Source organism: Candidatus Binatia bacterium, assembly GCA_036382395.1.
GTDB lineage: Bacteria > Desulfobacterota > Binatia > HRBIN30 > HRBIN30 > JAGDMS01.
On sequence record DASVHW010000331.1, the window covers coordinates 18,672 to 32,855 of the forward strand.

At 62.2% G+C, this 14,184-nt stretch carries 15 protein-coding genes; 8 read left to right on the plus strand and 7 right to left on the minus strand.

All coding sequences use genetic code 11. The annotated features are described in order from the left end of the window. Positions 1-3 precede the first annotated feature (3 nt). Positions 4-1,170 carry an acyl-CoA dehydrogenase gene (locus VF515_15875; protein ID HEX7409109.1) on the minus strand — a complete coding sequence of 389 codons (1,167 nt, stop codon included), beginning with the start codon at positions 1,168-1,170 and terminating at the stop codon, positions 4-6. A 142-nt stretch (positions 1,171-1,312) separates the two neighbouring features. Next, positions 1,313-1,561, minus strand: coding sequence for a hypothetical protein (locus tag VF515_15880; GenBank protein ID HEX7409110.1), 249 nt, complete (start codon positions 1,559-1,561; stop codon positions 1,313-1,315). A gap of 484 nt (positions 1,562-2,045) precedes the next feature. Here VF515_15880 and VF515_15885 point away from each other — a divergent pair, with 484 nt between their 5' ends. Beyond that, positions 2,046-2,495, plus strand: coding sequence for a hypothetical protein (locus tag VF515_15885; GenBank protein ID HEX7409111.1), 450 nt, complete (start codon positions 2,046-2,048; stop codon positions 2,493-2,495). On the opposite strand, the gene VF515_15890 is transcribed toward VF515_15885, so the two are convergent. Continuing rightward, the gene (locus tag VF515_15890; protein ID HEX7409112.1) at positions 2,461-3,249 is read right to left on the minus strand and encodes a hypothetical protein; all 789 of its coding nucleotides are present in this window, start codon (positions 3,247-3,249) and stop codon (positions 2,461-2,463) included. The genes VF515_15885 and VF515_15890 overlap by 35 nt on opposite strands. A 2-nt stretch (positions 3,250-3,251) precedes the next feature. After that, the gene (locus tag VF515_15895) at positions 3,252-4,172 is read right to left on the minus strand and encodes a histone deacetylase (protein ID HEX7409113.1); all 921 of its coding nucleotides are present in this window, start codon (positions 4,170-4,172) and stop codon (positions 3,252-3,254) included. Between the two features lie 269 nt (positions 4,173-4,441). Here VF515_15895 and VF515_15900 point away from each other — a divergent pair, with 269 nt between their 5' ends. From VF515_15900 to VF515_15910, 3 genes are all read left to right on the plus strand, one after another. Then, positions 4,442-5,290, plus strand: coding sequence for an SDR family oxidoreductase (locus VF515_15900; GenBank protein HEX7409114.1), 849 nt, complete (start codon positions 4,442-4,444; stop codon positions 5,288-5,290). A gap of 198 nt (positions 5,291-5,488) precedes the next feature. Beyond that, positions 5,489-5,614 (plus strand): hypothetical protein, encoded by a 126-nt coding sequence (locus VF515_15905; protein HEX7409115.1) that lies wholly within the window; start codon positions 5,489-5,491, stop codon positions 5,612-5,614. A 3-nt stretch (positions 5,615-5,617) separates the two neighbouring features. After that, a complete protein-coding gene (locus VF515_15910) occupies positions 5,618-6,319 on the plus strand; it encodes a hypothetical protein (GenBank protein ID HEX7409116.1) in 702 nt (233 codons plus the stop codon). 109 nt (positions 6,320-6,428) lie between these two features. Here the strand turns inward: VF515_15910 and VF515_15915 are convergent, their stop codons facing one another. The 3 genes from VF515_15915 to radA all read right to left on the minus strand — a co-directional run bounded on the left by VF515_15915 (position 6,429) and on the right by radA (position 10,878). Then, positions 6,429-7,844: a M20/M25/M40 family metallo-hydrolase gene (locus VF515_15915; GenBank protein HEX7409117.1), complete on the minus strand. Its 1,416-nt coding sequence runs from the start codon at positions 7,842-7,844 to the stop codon at positions 6,429-6,431. Between the two features lie 25 nt (positions 7,845-7,869). Continuing rightward, complete coding sequence (locus VF515_15920) at positions 7,870-9,099, minus strand: transglycosylase SLT domain-containing protein (GenBank protein ID HEX7409118.1); 1,230 nt, start codon at positions 9,097-9,099, stop codon at positions 7,870-7,872. A gap of 408 nt (positions 9,100-9,507) precedes the next feature. After that, positions 9,508-10,878 carry a DNA repair protein RadA gene (gene radA / locus VF515_15925; GenBank protein ID HEX7409119.1) on the minus strand — a complete coding sequence of 457 codons (1,371 nt, stop codon included), beginning with the start codon at positions 10,876-10,878 and terminating at the stop codon, positions 9,508-9,510. 145 nt (positions 10,879-11,023) lie between these two features. Here radA and VF515_15930 point away from each other — a divergent pair, with 145 nt between their 5' ends. The 4 genes from VF515_15930 to VF515_15945 all read left to right on the plus strand — a co-directional run bounded on the left by VF515_15930 (position 11,024) and on the right by VF515_15945 (position 14,167). After that, positions 11,024-12,175, plus strand: coding sequence for an acyl-CoA dehydrogenase family protein (locus VF515_15930; protein ID HEX7409120.1), 1,152 nt, complete (start codon positions 11,024-11,026; stop codon positions 12,173-12,175). A gap of 82 nt (positions 12,176-12,257) precedes the next feature. Then, a complete protein-coding gene (locus tag VF515_15935) occupies positions 12,258-13,226 on the plus strand; it encodes a GNAT family N-acetyltransferase (GenBank protein HEX7409121.1) in 969 nt (322 codons plus the stop codon). A gap of 89 nt (positions 13,227-13,315) precedes the next feature. Next, a complete protein-coding gene (gene gloA / locus VF515_15940; protein HEX7409122.1) occupies positions 13,316-13,699 on the plus strand; it encodes a lactoylglutathione lyase in 384 nt (127 codons plus the stop codon). A 3-nt stretch (positions 13,700-13,702) separates the two neighbouring features. Beyond that, positions 13,703-14,167: a hypothetical protein gene (locus tag VF515_15945; GenBank protein ID HEX7409123.1), complete on the plus strand. Its 465-nt coding sequence runs from the start codon at positions 13,703-13,705 to the stop codon at positions 14,165-14,167. The last annotated feature ends 17 nt before the right edge of the window (positions 14,168-14,184 follow it).

A 14,184-nucleotide genomic window follows, 5' to 3' on the forward strand; every position in this document is an offset into this window, starting at 1 on the left:
GTCCTAGCGAATGGCGTCGTGACCGGTGATGTCACGGCCAACGATCAAGGTGTGCATGTCGTACGTGCCTTCGTAGGTGTTGACCGTCTCGAGGTTCAGCATGTGGCGGATCACCGGGTAGTCATTGACGATGCCGTTGGCGCCGAGAATATCCCGCGCCAAGCGGGCGATCTCCAGGGCCTGCCCGACGTTATTGCGCTTGGCCAGGGAGATCTGTTCGGGCCGAGCCTTGCCGAGATCTTTCAACTGCCCCAGTCGGTGGGCCAGCAACTGTCCTTTGGTGATCTCGGTTACCATGTGGACGAGCTTCTGTTGCACGAGCTGGTAGCCCGCCAGCGGGCGATCGAACTGCCGCCGGTCTTGCGCATACTGCAGCGCGGTGTGATAGCAGCCCATGGCCGCACCAATCGCTCCCCAGACGATGCCGTAGCGGGCCTGGTTCAGACAGGAGAACGGGCCCTTTAACCCCACGACGTTGGGGAGCATGTTTTCCCGCGGGACGCGGACGTCGTCGAGCACCAGCTCCGAGGTGATCGAGGCGCGGAGGGAGAACTTTCCCTTGATGTCGTGAGCCGCGAACCCCGGCGTACCCTTCTCGATCAAGAAGCCGCGGATGCCTTCGCTGGTCTTGGCCCAGACGATGGCGATGTCGGCGATGCTGCCGTTGGTGATCCAGCGCTTCACGCCGGAGAGGATGAACTGGTTGCCGTCGGCACGGGCGCGGGTTTCCATGCTGCCCGGATCCGAGCCGTGATCCGGCTCGGTCAGGCCGAAGCAGCCGATTGCCTTTCCCGCCGCCATCTGCGGCAGCCAGCGCTGCTTCTGCGTCTCCGAACCGAAGGCGTGGATCGGGTGCATGCATAATGACCCCTGCACGGACACCATGGACCGCAGGCCGCTGTCGCCGCGTTCGAGTTCCTGGCAAATGATCCCGTACGAGACGTTGTTGAAGCCGGCACAGCCGTAGCCTTTCAGATTTGCGCCGAAGAGGCCGAGTTCGGCCAGGCGCGGGATGAGGTGCCGGGGGAAGGTCCCGCGCGAATGGTGCTCTTCGATGATCGGCAGCGCTTCGCGTTCGACGAAGTCACGCACGGTCTTGCGGATCATCCGTTCTTCGTCGGTCAGCAACTCGTCCACGCCGTAGTAGTCAACGCCCGCAAATGGCGTCATAAGTGTATTCCCTCCGTCGCGGCATGTTATGCCGAGGACAGGGTCAGCGGCAAGGCGGCCCGCGGACCGCCAACTGGAGTCCGACCGCGTTGCGGAAGGTGCGATCAGGAAGCGGGGAAAATCCGGCTCTGCGAGGTGCTAGCTAGTTCGAGCTGGGTTTGTGATTCAAGATGGAGAGAGGACGGTGAGGCTCGACCGCCACCGCTCTGACCCCTTGCCCACCGGTCAGCTTGGATAACGTTTCTTCGGGCAGCGCTTCCCCCTCGAAATCTGACCAGGGGAACCATCCGAAGTAGGTGTAGAGCCCCGTGGCCATGTGCAACTGGACGACCTCGGGCTTGGCTTCGGATGCCGGTGTGAGAAGCTGACCATCCGTTTTGGAGAAGAACATGCGCATGCCCCTCCGTTTCCCAACTGCAGCAAGGCAATTTCCGCACCTACGCGGTTGTTCCGCCGTTCTTGGGGAATGGCGTAGCCGACTGTCGCTTGTAAGATTTTCCTATCCCAACTAGAGCTGGCGCGTACTCCCGTGTAAGAATGGGCGGATGCAAGGAAAGCTGTCGGCCACGGCATGCAGCGCAAGATACCGCTCCCTAGGGCGCAGGGTGGAGCGATCGCGCAGTTGGGAACAATGGACAAGGGCTCACCTTCATAATTGATTCAGATGAGATAGAAATCCACGTATCTCGTGTGCCGGGCCTGGTGGCTCGCTGATTGCCTGCACGTTCAAAGGGAAAGTGATCTGGACCTTTGGCAAGCATCGAATTTGGAAAAACTTTATTGGGGAAAGGCGACGTCTTCTGCCTGGCGGGAAAAGCATAGCTTTCGGCGATTGCTACCCGACTGCGCGGCGCTGATGAGTGTGAGCTGCAGCTATGGACATCTTCCAACCCGAATCGATTATGGCACCGCAGTTTTTCGCTACAGTCCGCCGGCAGGCACCGAGCAAGAAAGGTGAATGGCAGCTCGTCGTCGCGGTGCTCGAAGACGCTGTCAATTGCTACCAAAAATACTTTGTCGCCAGGGACAGTCACGGCCAGCGCCTTTTTCGCGAGGCCCGCGAATGGATGATGGCTCCGCAGTCCCGTGCCGCCACCGACGACCAGGACGCCCCAGGCTTCTCTTTTGAGTACATTTGCGAGGTGGTTGGACTCGACCCCGACTACCTGCGGCGAGGCTTGGAACGTTGGCGCGAGGAGCAATTGGCCAAAGCCCTGGCACGGGTCCTCTCTCATCCTGACCCCTCGGTCTCGAGCGCAGTCCATCCCGGTTGCTTTGAGCTGCCGACGGCTACCCTGGAGGTGGGCAGAACTGGGACAGATTGACCTCGAGAACCGAGAGCGCTTCCGGGTCGACGCGGTAGCGTGATCCACTGAGCCCGGCGGCGACCTGTGCCGCGTACTGAGATGAGTGAAAGTACGCGGTCAGCGTCGCGGAGAGAGGAAACACCTGATAGCCGGGTGCCCATTCCACGACGGCACCCCGGTTGTCACGCACCCCTCCGTTGGCGACGAGCAATGAGGCGTCGCGCAGCGAAAGCGGGCGCAGATCACGGACCAGCGCTTCAAAACGGCCCTGCTCTTCGCCGTCGAGGAACAGAAATAGTCGCGAGTGAAAGAAGATCACGGCATCATGAAAGAATTTGGGTATGCTGACGACGCCGTCTTTCTTCAGTTCGGACGCCATCCGCACGAGCACCCGGAACGCTTGCCGCAACACTCCCAGGCCGGGGTGCTGCTGCAATGGGAGTGGGGGGCGGTCGGCGGCAAAGGTGGCTGTGGGATCTTCTTCGCGGATCCAGTGGACCACGGCCAAGTCTATCGATCGGTCTACCGGGTAGCCGCGGTGGCGCAAGAAATCGCCTCGCACGACGGCGTCGCCGACGCAGGCGTCGAGTAGCAGGTAGCCCTCCCCGCCTTTGCGGCCGGACAGCAGCACGTGTGGCAGCGCGCGGGCCTCGCTGTCAACCGTTACCTCAGGGTGCACGTATCCCTTTTGCGCCACCGCTTGGAAAATGCCTTCCTCTTCGAAAAGGCGCTGAATCGCAGCGGTGTCGTAGCGCCCGAGGACCATGTCCATGCTCAGCTCGCCTCACCTCCGGCGAGCAGCCACCGGAAGTAGTTGAAGTGGATGCGCCAGCTCGATTCGCCGTACCCGCCTGCCGTCACCACCACCAGCGGAAGGTCACGCCCCCGTACCTCGCTGGTGACAATGCGGTCGCGTTCGAGCATGCCGTCTTCGCTGATATCGAAGTCCCCGAGCGTATCCCCGATGAAGGGGTCGCTGCCGGCAACGTAGATCGCGAGATCCGGGGCGAACTCGCGCACGATGCCCGGGAGATGCTGGCGCAACGACTGCAGATAGGTGGCATCCGTCGTGTGCGCTGGCAGCTCGATGTCGAGGTTGTTGCGTTTGGTGATCCAGCACCAGTTGCCGGCATGGATGGAAAAGGTGAAGACCGACTCGTCTTCCGCGAAGATTTCCGCGTTGCCGTTACCGTGGTGATAGTCGAGGTCTACGATCAGGACGCGTTCAACCTGGCGGCTCCGTTGCAGCAGGCGGATGGCGATGGCGACGTCGGCAATGGCGCAGAACCCGTCGGCCCTGTCCGCTTGGGCGTGGTGAAACCCACCTCCGAGATTGATGGCGACCTCCCGTTTGGCGACCGCCCTGCTGGCCGCAGCCACAGTGCCCCCGGTGGCGAACAGGAAGGGCTGGATGAGCCGGTCGTCCCACGGATGGGCTGGGTCGAGGAACAGTAGCCGCGCCAGCACCTCCGGCCGCCTGATCTGCTCCAAGTAGTCGGGCGTGTGCACTAGCAGGAGCTCCCTATCGGAGACCGCTGGTGGAGCGATGAAGTCGGCCGCCGTTGCCAGCTTGGCGGCGATCAGCGCGTCACGGATGCGCCGGGGTTTTTGCGTGTCGAAGGTGTGTCGGATGCCGGCTTCGACTACATCGTAGACATACTCATCCCGATAGAAGAGACAGGTCCGATCTCTCATCACAGGCGCCATCGGTTGCTTAACTGACGCAACTTTCCGGCCAGCAGCCCGGCCGTGCATTGACGGCGGTCAAACGTGTGCGATTCTCAGAATTGAGACAAGGATGCGCCTTGGTCTTCGTGCGTGAGGCGAAGGCCGGGAATCCTGCTGCTGGCTGATCGTATGCCAGGCTGGCAAGAGGGGGAATCAGCGTCCGACCTTGGTTATCGGGGTACAGATCGTGATAACGCGTCCGTGGGTCGAACGTACGGAGCTGTGGAGAAGCCTCAATGGACAAGGAGGTAGCCAGCCAGATGAACGGTAAGAGTCGTGTTGTCCTGATTACCGGCGCCACTTCCGGCTTCGGCTTGGAATGCGCGCGGCTGCTGCGCCAACAGGGATATCGCGTGTACGGTACGACGACCGATCCGGCGGAGACGACGGGTAGGAACCCATACGGCGAGTTCCAGCTCATCCACATGAACGTCCATGACGACGAGTTGGTGAATGCGGGGGTGATGGCTGTCATTGGGCGCGCAGACAGAATCGACATCGTACTCAACAACGCCGGTTTCGGGGTGGTGGGAGCGATCGAGGACACGAGTTCCGCCGAGGCCCATGCGCAATTGGAGCCGAACTTCTTCGGCGTGCATCGCGTCTGTCGTGCCGTCCTCCCGCACATGCGCGCGCAACGGTACGGCTACATCGTCAACATGAGTTCCCTCGGTGGTGAGGTGGGGTTGCCTTTCCAGGGGCTGTACAGCGCCGCAAAATTTGCGATCGAAGGCTACTCGGAAGCCTTGCGGATCGAAGTGAAGCCGTTCGGTATTCGGGTCGCCATGATCGAGCCCGCGGATTTCAACACGGGTTTCGTCAAGAACCGGACGCTCGTTGCCGCGGCCAACGCGAGTTCTCCATATGATACCCGCTTCAGGGCGGCGATCGGGAAGTCCGATAGAGATACGGCCAGCAACACGCGCGTCGACACGGTCGCCCACGCCTTCCTGCGGATCATCGAGCAGGATCATCCAAAGTTGCGCCATGCGGTCGGTCCGTTCCTGCCGTGCTTCGCCGTGTCCATCAAACGCTTCGGGCCTGCGTGGTTGTTCGAGAGACTGATGACGGCCTATTACAGCTGAGCGCAGGGCCTGCGCTCAGAGCCAAGATGTGTCCCGCCTTTTCACCTGATCCACTACCCATGGGCGCATCAACTTGAAACTGCACGGTGCCCTGTTCTACTTGCACGGTCGGAAGGTAACTGAAGGCGCCGGTTTTTTGCCTAGAGGCACGTTTGCGGTCGGGCAGTGAGGGCCGCGGAACCTAGAAGGAGGGGAGCGATGGTTCGAAAATCCGCATTGGCTACTTTGGCGTTGACGGCTTGGCTGGTGGTGCCGGCTCTGGCACAGGAGCGGGAGCGGACAATGCCGACCTGGGCCTTCGATCGGTTTGAACTCGAGAGCTAGACCGTGAACGGGTTCTGGGCGGAAACGGGAGGGTTGTACCAGTGGGCGGATGAAGGTCGTGCGACCACGGCGTTCGCCCGTTTTGCGTTGGGTGGGAACAACGACAAGTGCGAAGCCGACCTATTCGTTCCCTATTCCGACAGGAAGGGCGATATCGGAAGTGAGAATGGCCTCGGAGACATCCGGCTGTCCGGGAAGTACATCCCGATTCGTGGCGGTGTCCTCGATCTCGGCGCTGGAGTGGAAGCGTCGCTGCCCTCCGGAGATCACACGAGAGGCCTTGGCGCTGGCGAACTGGGTGGGTTGCTGTTTGCCACCGGCGCAATCCACCTGGGAATAGCCGACCTCCGTGGACATGTCGGCCCGGAGTTCTTCAGCGGCTCGGCCCACCAGGGACTCGCCTCGGACCGTCTCGTTTATGGATTTGGAATACACATGCCGCTCGGAAAGTATCTCGCTTTGCGGAACGAGCTCTCTGGAGTAGATGTGTACGATATGAAGGACGGCCCGAAGGTGGTCAATTACGTTCCCGGCCTCGACCTGCGCATTCCGGTGGGCAATCTGGACGTCTTGGTTCGCGCCACCGGAACAATGGGCGTGACAACAGAGGCGCCGGCCTGGGGTGCGGGCGGATCACTGGTCATCACCAGCCCGACGATGCGCGCACCGGCCTCGCCCGGCACCGGTGGGGTCGTGGTCGAGTAGTAACGCAGCACACCAACAAGTTGCACAGGGCGGCCGACTGCGCGCCTCAAGCCATCGAGTGCGAAGCAGTCGGCCGTTTCGTTTTTCGAAGCTCGGGTCCGCAGGAACTCTATTGAAGCGTGGCTTGATAGTGTTCGTGGAGGACGCAGGCAACGCAGGCGGTGACGCGCTGGCCAGTGGCAAGGTCGAGAAACTCGTTCGGACCATGTGCGTTGGCGTGCGGGCCCAGGACGCCAGTGACGAGAAACTGTGCCTGCGGGAATTTCTCGCCGAGCATCGCCATAAACGGGATCGTTCCGCCTTCACCTATGTACCCTGGTGGCCGGCCGAAAAACTCCACCGACGCCTGCCGGGCGGCGTGCGCCAACCATGGTTCGAAGCTTGGCGCGTTCCACCCCGGAGCGTGCTCTTCGCCGGCGAACTGCACCGTGGCGCCGTACGGCGGATCGCGTTCCAGCAGTTGCTGTAGACAGCGCGTCGCCGCGTTCGCATCCAGTGTGGGTGGCAGGCGTACGGAGAGCTTGAGTGCGGTGACGGGGCGCAGCACGTTGCCTGCTTTTCCGAGCGGCGGCAGCCCCGCCGCCCCAGTGATCTCGAGCTGCGGTCGCCAGCTGCGGTTGAGGAGCAGCTCTTCGATCTTGTGTGAAACCGATTGCGTGCCGCCGTGAAACGGAAATGCCTCGGCGAGGGTGGTGCCGAGGACGGTGGCGGTCTCAGCCGCTTGGTGGACGCGCTCGGCGGGAATCTCAACGTACAATTCCTGTGGCAGGACGGCGCCGGTCCGCGCATCCTCCAATCGGGCGAGTAGGTGACGCAGGACGCGAAAGGTTGACGGCACAATGCCGCTGGCTGCACCCGAGTGCACCCCTTCGGTGAGCGTCCGCACGGTGAGCGTAGCATTTACGAGCCCGCGCAACGACGACGTGATCCACAGACGTTCGTAGTCGCCGCAGCCCGAGTCCAAGCAGATGACCAGTCCCAGATGTCCGAGCCGATCCTTCAGGAGATCAATATAGTAAGGCAGATCGCCACTCCCACTTTCCTCGCATGCCTCGATCAGAACGATGCACCGTGCGTGCGGGAGGCGCTGGTGCGCCAACGCGTTGAGCGCGGTGACGGCGGCAAACGCGGCATAACCGTCATCCGCCGCGCCGCGCCCATAGAGCCGGCCATGCTTGATCACGGGAGTCCACGGACCGAGTCCCTCGTCCCAGCCTTCCATCGGCGGCTGCTTGTCGAGGTGGCCGTAGAGCAGTACGGTTTCGGAGGAATCGCCCGGTACGTCAACACAGATGAGCGGGGTGCGCCCCGCGAGTCGCAGTACCTCCAGGTTGAGGTGTGGGACTGCCTGCGCCCGAATCCATGTGACGACGAGGTCGACCGCCGCCTCCATATGGCCGTTTCGCTGCCACTCTGGATCGTATGCTGGCGACTGATTCGGGATGGTGATGTACTGTTGCAGGGCAGGGACGATGCTCTCTGCCCAAGTGTGTTCGACGAAACTGCGGATCGCGGTCAGGTCCAAAAGGTGCCCAGGTTCTTACCGACCGTCAATCGAGGACTCGTGACCCCCCTTTGTGCTTCGCCACCAGTACGGGGCCCTGCTCTTGACGTGCCACCGTGCCGTGGATGCGCAGCGTACGTCCCGCCTGCAAATTACGCGGGTTGCGCATGCCATTGGCCTTCAGCAAGCCGCTGACCGACACGCGATGCTGCTTGGCGATCGAGGCGACGGTTTCTCCACTCCGCACGCGGTGTTTCCCGCGCGCGCCGCCGGAGCGGCGCGCCTTCCGAGTCGGCGCATGTGTCACCGGGGTACTCTTGAAGCTGGCCAAAGCCACTTCGAAGGTTTCCTTGGTACCCTTCGGCAACCGTATTGCATATCCGTTGGGTGGAATCATGTCACGGTGTAGCGCCGGGTTCAGCTCTTTGATTTCACTGGTTGATGTGCCGCTGAGCTGGGCGACGGTGGACAGCGGCAGCGAGCGGGCTACCTTGACGACGTCGTACCGCAACGGCGTTTCATTAGATGCATCGAATCCGTACGCTTCGGGGGCCTCGGCGATCTGCAATGCGGCCAAAAACTCAGGCACGTAGTCGCAGGTCTCCTGGTGCAGATAGCCGCGCTCGCTCATCTCCCAAAAACTCTCGATCCGACGACGTTCGAGGATGCGGACGATGTTCTGCTCGCCCGTATTGTACGCCGCTATCGACAGGTGCCAGTCGCCGAACATGTCGTGCAGATCCTTGAGGTACTGTGCCGCTGCCTGGGTAGACTTCACGGGATCGCGACGCTCATCGACGTAGCGGTCGATTCGCAGCCCGTAGCGGCGACCGGTCCCCGGGATGAACTGCCACGGGCCCGCCGCACCTGCGGGCGACACCGCATGGGTGCTGTACCCGCTTTCGATCAAAGGAAGGTAAGCAAGCTCCTGCGGAACGCCATTTTTCTGAAGGATCGACGACATTTGTGGCACGTAGCGACCGCTACGCGACAGGGCGCGGCGATAAAATCCGCGCAGATTCGTCTGGAATTTCGCTACAAAATCGTCGACCCGTGGGTGCGAGAAATTGAATTGGCTCCCCGCAGTCTTTGCAGGGGCTTGATCGGGGTTGACCGAAAGGCCGTATTGTCCGTACGGCGTTTGCTGTGTGGCCGCCGGAGAGAGCGTCTCCAATGACCACCGTTCCAGATCGGTCCCGGGGTGCTGCTTAGCAGCACAACCGGCTATCGCGAGAACAAATGCAAGCCCAATCACTGCCTGTATTGGGAATCGCATAGGTTCCTCCCTTCTTTCGTGTCTAGTTGCCCAGGTGGGGAAGAGCCTGAGGCGCCCTCGGGCAACGCGTGGATTTGATCTACACGCCCATTCTCCTCGGTCGTACCACTTGCATACGGACCATCACTTCTTTCGGACGCTTCATTCCGGTTCGCCCTATGGTCTGACCACGTTGCACCACCACGGCCTCCATCCCCGAACCCCCGCCTACAACGTAGTGGCGAGTTGCCGAAGCTCTGGTCTTACCAGCGGCTTACGCTGAGCCCCCCCTCATTTGACGGCCCAGCACCGGAGTCGCTTGCAGGTAGCACACAAGCGAGTTTTGTTGCAACCCCTCAGCCCCAAATTTTCCCCCGCATCAACCGGGTCCACATATGCTCTCTGGTAGCTTTGTGGGTGTGAGATATTTCAGAAGAGCAGATCCCACGCCTCGGCTAGGGAGCTGACACCGCACAGTTCAACGCCGTCCAACGTCGGCAGCTGCCGGCGTGAGGACTCCGGCAGCACGCAGCGGGAGAAGCCCAGTTTGATTGCCTCGCGCACCCGCACGTCCGCTTGACTCACGGCACGCACTTCGCCGGCCAGCCCAACCTCGCCGATCAGCAGGGACCGGGCATCGATCGGCTTATCCAGAAAACTGGAGGCCACCGCGGCCACCACGCCGAGATCCGCCGCCGGCTCGGCGACGCGGATCCCGCCGGCAACGTTGACGAACACGTCATGGCCGAGCAGATGCAAGCCCATCTTTTTCTCGAGCACGGCGATCAACAGGGCCACACGGTTGGAGTCGATGCCGAGTGTCGTCCGTCGCGGCGTTCCCAATGATGTGGGTGAGACCAGCGCCTGCACTTCGACTAGAATCGGGCGGGTGCCTTCAAGCGTGGCGATCACCACCGATCCCGGCACCTCCACCGGCCGTTCGGCAAGAAACAGTTCGGACGGGTTCGAGACGGGCTGTAAACCATCCTCGCGCATGGCGAACACGCCAATTTCGTTGGTCGAGCCAAAGCGGTTCTTCACCGCGCGCAGGATTCGGAACGCATGCCCGCGGTCGCCTTCGAAGTACAGTACGGTGTCGACCATGTGTTCGAGGACGCGCGGTCCGGCGAAGGAGCCGTCTTTGGTCACGTGACCAACCAGAAAAGTGGCCAAATGGCCCGCTTTCGAAAGCAGGACGAGCTGGCCGGCACTTTCGCGAACTTGACCAATGCTGCCGGGCGCCGAACCCAGGCGTTCGGTGAAGACTGTCTGGATGGAGTCGATGGCGAGCACCGAAGGGGCGATCTTCTTGGTGTGGGCAATGATGCGCTCGAGGGATGTCTCCGCCAGCACGAGCAGCCGGTTGCCGGCCTCGCCACCGCCGATTCCCAGCCGGTCGGCGCGCATACGAATTTGCTGCGGGGACTCTTCTCCCGAAACGTACAGCGTGGTGCCCCCGTGCGCCAGTGCCGCGAGCGCCTGCAGGACCAGCGTCGACTTGCCGATTCCAGGATCGCCGCCGATGAGTACGACCGAACCAGGCACGACGCCCCCACCCAGCACGCGATCGAGTTCCCCAATGTGGGACAGGCGCCGGTCGTTTGTGGTCCCCGCCACGGCCGTAATCGGTCGCACCTCGGAAGGGGTCTCAGCGGCCGAGTAGCGTCGGGTCTCCGGCACCGCCGCGACGGGCTCTTCAACCAAGGTATTCCAGCCCTGACAATCGGGGCAGCGTCCCAACCAGCGCGGCGACTGAAATCCGCACGTTTGGCACGCAAATACAGTCCGAGGTTTCGGCACCGACGCCGTATAGCATAAAGACGGTCAGCCGGTGAGCGGGCGCACCACACTCCGCCGCCTCTGGACTCGTACTGCAGAGCATGCGATTTGTCGATCCGATGCTGCCTCAGGGCTCAGCACTCAGGACTCAGGACTGATACTGTCGATGGATTTTGCGTTTTCCGAAGAGCACGAGCTGTTTCGCAGCAGCGTGCGCAAGTTCGCTGAGCGCGAGTTGGCGCCGCACTACCAACGGCATGACCGCGACAAGACCTTTCCGGAGCGGCAACTCAAGGCATGCGCCGAATTGGGGTTGCTGGGCTTGCGCATCCCCGAAGCGCTGGGCGGTAGCCCGCACCCGTATCTGAGCAGCGGTATTGCGGCCGAAGAATGCGGCCGGGCCGATTTCAACGTCGCCTATTTCCCGCTGATGTTCGGCCTCATCGGCGAGTTGCTGGCGCGCTATGCCGGCCCCGAAATCCAGCGCGCGTGGCTGCCCAAGATGGTTGCGGGAGAGATAGTGGCGGGTTTGGCGCTCACCGAGCCGGGCGCCGGCTCCGACGCCGCTGGGCTGTCGTGCAAGGCCGAACGCGATGGCGACCACTACGTGCTGAACGGAGAGAAGTCCTCGATCAGCTTTTGCAGCCGCGCCGACATGATCGTGGTCTTCGCCCGGACCCGATCCGGTGCGGGGGCTAAAGGTCTTTCGGTGTTCTGTGTGCCGGCGGATGCCCCGGGTGTCTCCCGCGCGGCATACAACAGCATGGGGTCGAGGTGTCTCGGGCGCGGGTCGCTGTTTCTCGACGGTGTCCGCGTGCCGGTGGAGCAACGGGTCGGCGAGGAGGACGCGGGCTTCCGCATGGTGATGGCAACCTTCGACTACAGCCGAGCGGTGATCGGCCTGATGTGCCTGGGCGCCGCCGCTGCCGCGCTCGAGCGCACGTGCGAGCACGTGAAGCAGCGCCGAGCGTTTGGCAGGCCGCTGGCAACCTTCGAGGGCGTGTCGTTTCCACTCGCCGAGCATCTCACCTACGTCGAAGCCGCCCGTCTGCTGTGCTACAAGACGCTCTGGCTGCGTGATCAGGATCTACCCCATACGACGGAAGCGGCGATGGCAAAATGGTGGGCACCCAAGGTGGCGGTGGACGCATTGCACGATTGCCTGCTGCTGCATGGCCACTACGGGTACACGGATGAATACCCCATCGAGCAGCAACTCCGGGACGTTATCGGTTTGGAGATCGGCGACGGGACCGCGCAGGTGTCGAAGATCGTGATCAGCCGCGAAGTCTTCGGCCGCGAGTTCAAGCCGTACTGAGGTCGTTCATCGTGATTCGGGCGCGTGAATCGGTCAGTGTATTCCATGCTACGAGCACGATTCACGAGCACGGATCACGCTAATGGAATTCCGCACCATCCTGCGGCACGAACGCGATGCCGTGCTCGATCTCCTGAAGCAGTGGTGCGGAGATCGGGAGTTGTTTGCCCGCTATTTTCGCTACGATCCCGGCTTCCGGGACGACCTGTGCTTTGTCGCCGTGGACGAGGGGCGCATCGTCAGCACCTTGCAGGTGTTCCGCCGGCGTGTCCGCATCCGCGGCGCGGTACTGGAAGTCGGCGGTGTCGGTAACGTCTTCACCGCAGAGCCCTACCGGGAGCGCGGCCTGGCATCGGAGCTCCTCGGCCGTGCGATCAAGGCCATGGACGCACACGGTTTCGACCTGTCGCTGCTCTTTGCCCTGCGCTTGCTCTTCTACAGCCGACACGGCTGGCGCGCCCACGTCCGCCATCTGTTGTTCATCGATCCGGCGGACGTCGGAGGGTCGGGTTCCTACGCCATCACCCCGTTCACTCCATCCGACCTCGCCACCGTGATGGACGTCTACGAAACCTCCAGCGCCGCGTTCAGCGGGCCCACCGTGCGCGATCCGGCCTATTGGCACGGGCAGCTGTGCTTTGCGGGTAACCCCGACGAAGACTTCCTCGTGGCGCGGGCAAGTGATCGGATCGTCGCCTACATGCGCGGCACGCCGCTGTACGATTTCTATCAGATCATCGAACACGCCTGCCTGCCCGGTCACGAAGATGCGCTCACGCAGCTGGTGTGCTGCCTTCACGGCACCAAGGCCCGGACGTTGCCAGGGACGATCACGCAGCTTGCCATTGCGCCAACCGTCCGGCAGCAGTTGCAGGAGCGAGGCTTGGCGGTGCGCACCGTCGAGGACGTCTTTTGGATGTGGCAGATCATCTCGCCTGAACGGGTGGCGGTGAAGTTGGGTATGCAGCCGGCAGACCTGGCGGCGGAGGACCTCCTCTTTCGCCTGCTGCCCCCGGAGCAATCGGTGTACTGGATCGCCGACCGGTTTTGACTGTCAGTGAGTTGATGGCGTAGCCAAGCTGGCTGTCCGTTCTCAGGGCTTCTCGCTATAAGTATGTCGTTTGCTGGAGGGGAGAACGCATGCGGCTGCTACACACGATGATTCGCGTCAACGATCTCGATGAATCGCTGCGGTTCTATTGCGAGCGCCTGGGGATGAAGCTGCTGCGCAAGCAGGACTATCCGGGCGGCCGATTTACCCTGGCGTTTGTCGGCTACGGCGATGAGGCTGCCAGCTCCGTGGTCGAACTCACCTACAACTGGGACACGCATCACTACGACACGGGGACCGGCTTCGGGCATCTGGCTATCGGCGTGTCCGACATCTACAAGACCTGCGATGAGTTGCGCGCCAAGGGCGTCAAGATCGTACGGGAGCCCGGTCCGATGAAGCACGGTGGCACGGAGATCGCCTTCATCGAAGACCCCAACGGCTACCGCGTCGAGCTGATCCAGAGGTCCTGAACCATGTACCGCTCCGCTCTCACGCTCTCACTCTTCTATGCGCTCTCGTGTTTGTCTCCGGCGGCGGTTGCCGTGGCTCAGGAGTCACCGGCGCAGTGGCTGGCGCGGATTTTCGATCCGGCCACGTTGCGCATAGCCCCATTTCCAGGGGCGGCGCTCAACCGCAAGCTCAGTGTCGACGCTATCCAACTCGAGCGCGGTGGCAACAAGCGGATCGCCATCTTCATCATAACTCCCGACCAGCTGAAAGCAGCAGCGGAGCATTTCGAAAAACAATTCGGCGTGCCGCCGCAGGTCACCGGTGAAAACAGTCCCTTCGTCACGTACACCTTCGACTTCGCCTCCCAAGGGCCGGCGCAGCTGAAGGGGCTGAGCGTGGTGATTACCCGCTCGCCATTCGTGGACAAGAAGGGCCAGATCGTGATGGAGTACCTGCCGCCTGCCGGGCAGGATGCGCCTGCCAAGTAAAGGAAGTATCGAACCCA

Excerpts from the sequence above, each read along its gene's own strand:
- VF515_15900 (HEX7409114.1), top strand. The coding sequence starts at position 4,442 with ATGGACAAGGAGGTAGCCAGCCAGATGAACGGTAAGAGTCGTGTTGTC.
- VF515_15945 (HEX7409123.1), top strand. The coding sequence starts at position 13,703 with ATGTACCGCTCCGCTCTCACGCTCTCACTCTTCTATGCGCTCTCGTGT.
- VF515_15920 (HEX7409118.1), bottom strand. The coding sequence starts at position 9,099 with ATGCGATTCCCAATACAGGCAGTGATTGGGCTTGCATTTGTTCTCGCG.
- VF515_15935 (HEX7409121.1), top strand. The coding sequence starts at position 12,258 with ATGGAATTCCGCACCATCCTGCGGCACGAACGCGATGCCGTGCTCGAT.
- VF515_15895 (HEX7409113.1), bottom strand. The coding sequence starts at position 4,172 with ATGAGAGATCGGACCTGTCTCTTCTATCGGGATGAGTATGTCTACGAT.
- VF515_15905 (HEX7409115.1), top strand. The coding sequence starts at position 5,489 with ATGGTTCGAAAATCCGCATTGGCTACTTTGGCGTTGACGGCTTGGCTG.
- VF515_15930 (HEX7409120.1), top strand. The coding sequence starts at position 11,024 with ATGGATTTTGCGTTTTCCGAAGAGCACGAGCTGTTTCGCAGCAGCGTG.
- VF515_15880 (HEX7409110.1), bottom strand. The coding sequence starts at position 1,561 with ATGTTCTTCTCCAAAACGGATGGTCAGCTTCTCACACCGGCATCCGAA.
- VF515_15875 (HEX7409109.1), bottom strand. The coding sequence starts at position 1,170 with ATGACGCCATTTGCGGGCGTTGACTACTACGGCGTGGACGAGTTGCTG.
- VF515_15890 (HEX7409112.1), bottom strand. The coding sequence starts at position 3,249 with ATGGACATGGTCCTCGGGCGCTACGACACCGCTGCGATTCAGCGCCTT.
- VF515_15885 (HEX7409111.1), top strand. The coding sequence starts at position 2,046 with ATGGACATCTTCCAACCCGAATCGATTATGGCACCGCAGTTTTTCGCT.
- gloA (HEX7409122.1), top strand. The coding sequence starts at position 13,316 with ATGCGGCTGCTACACACGATGATTCGCGTCAACGATCTCGATGAATCG.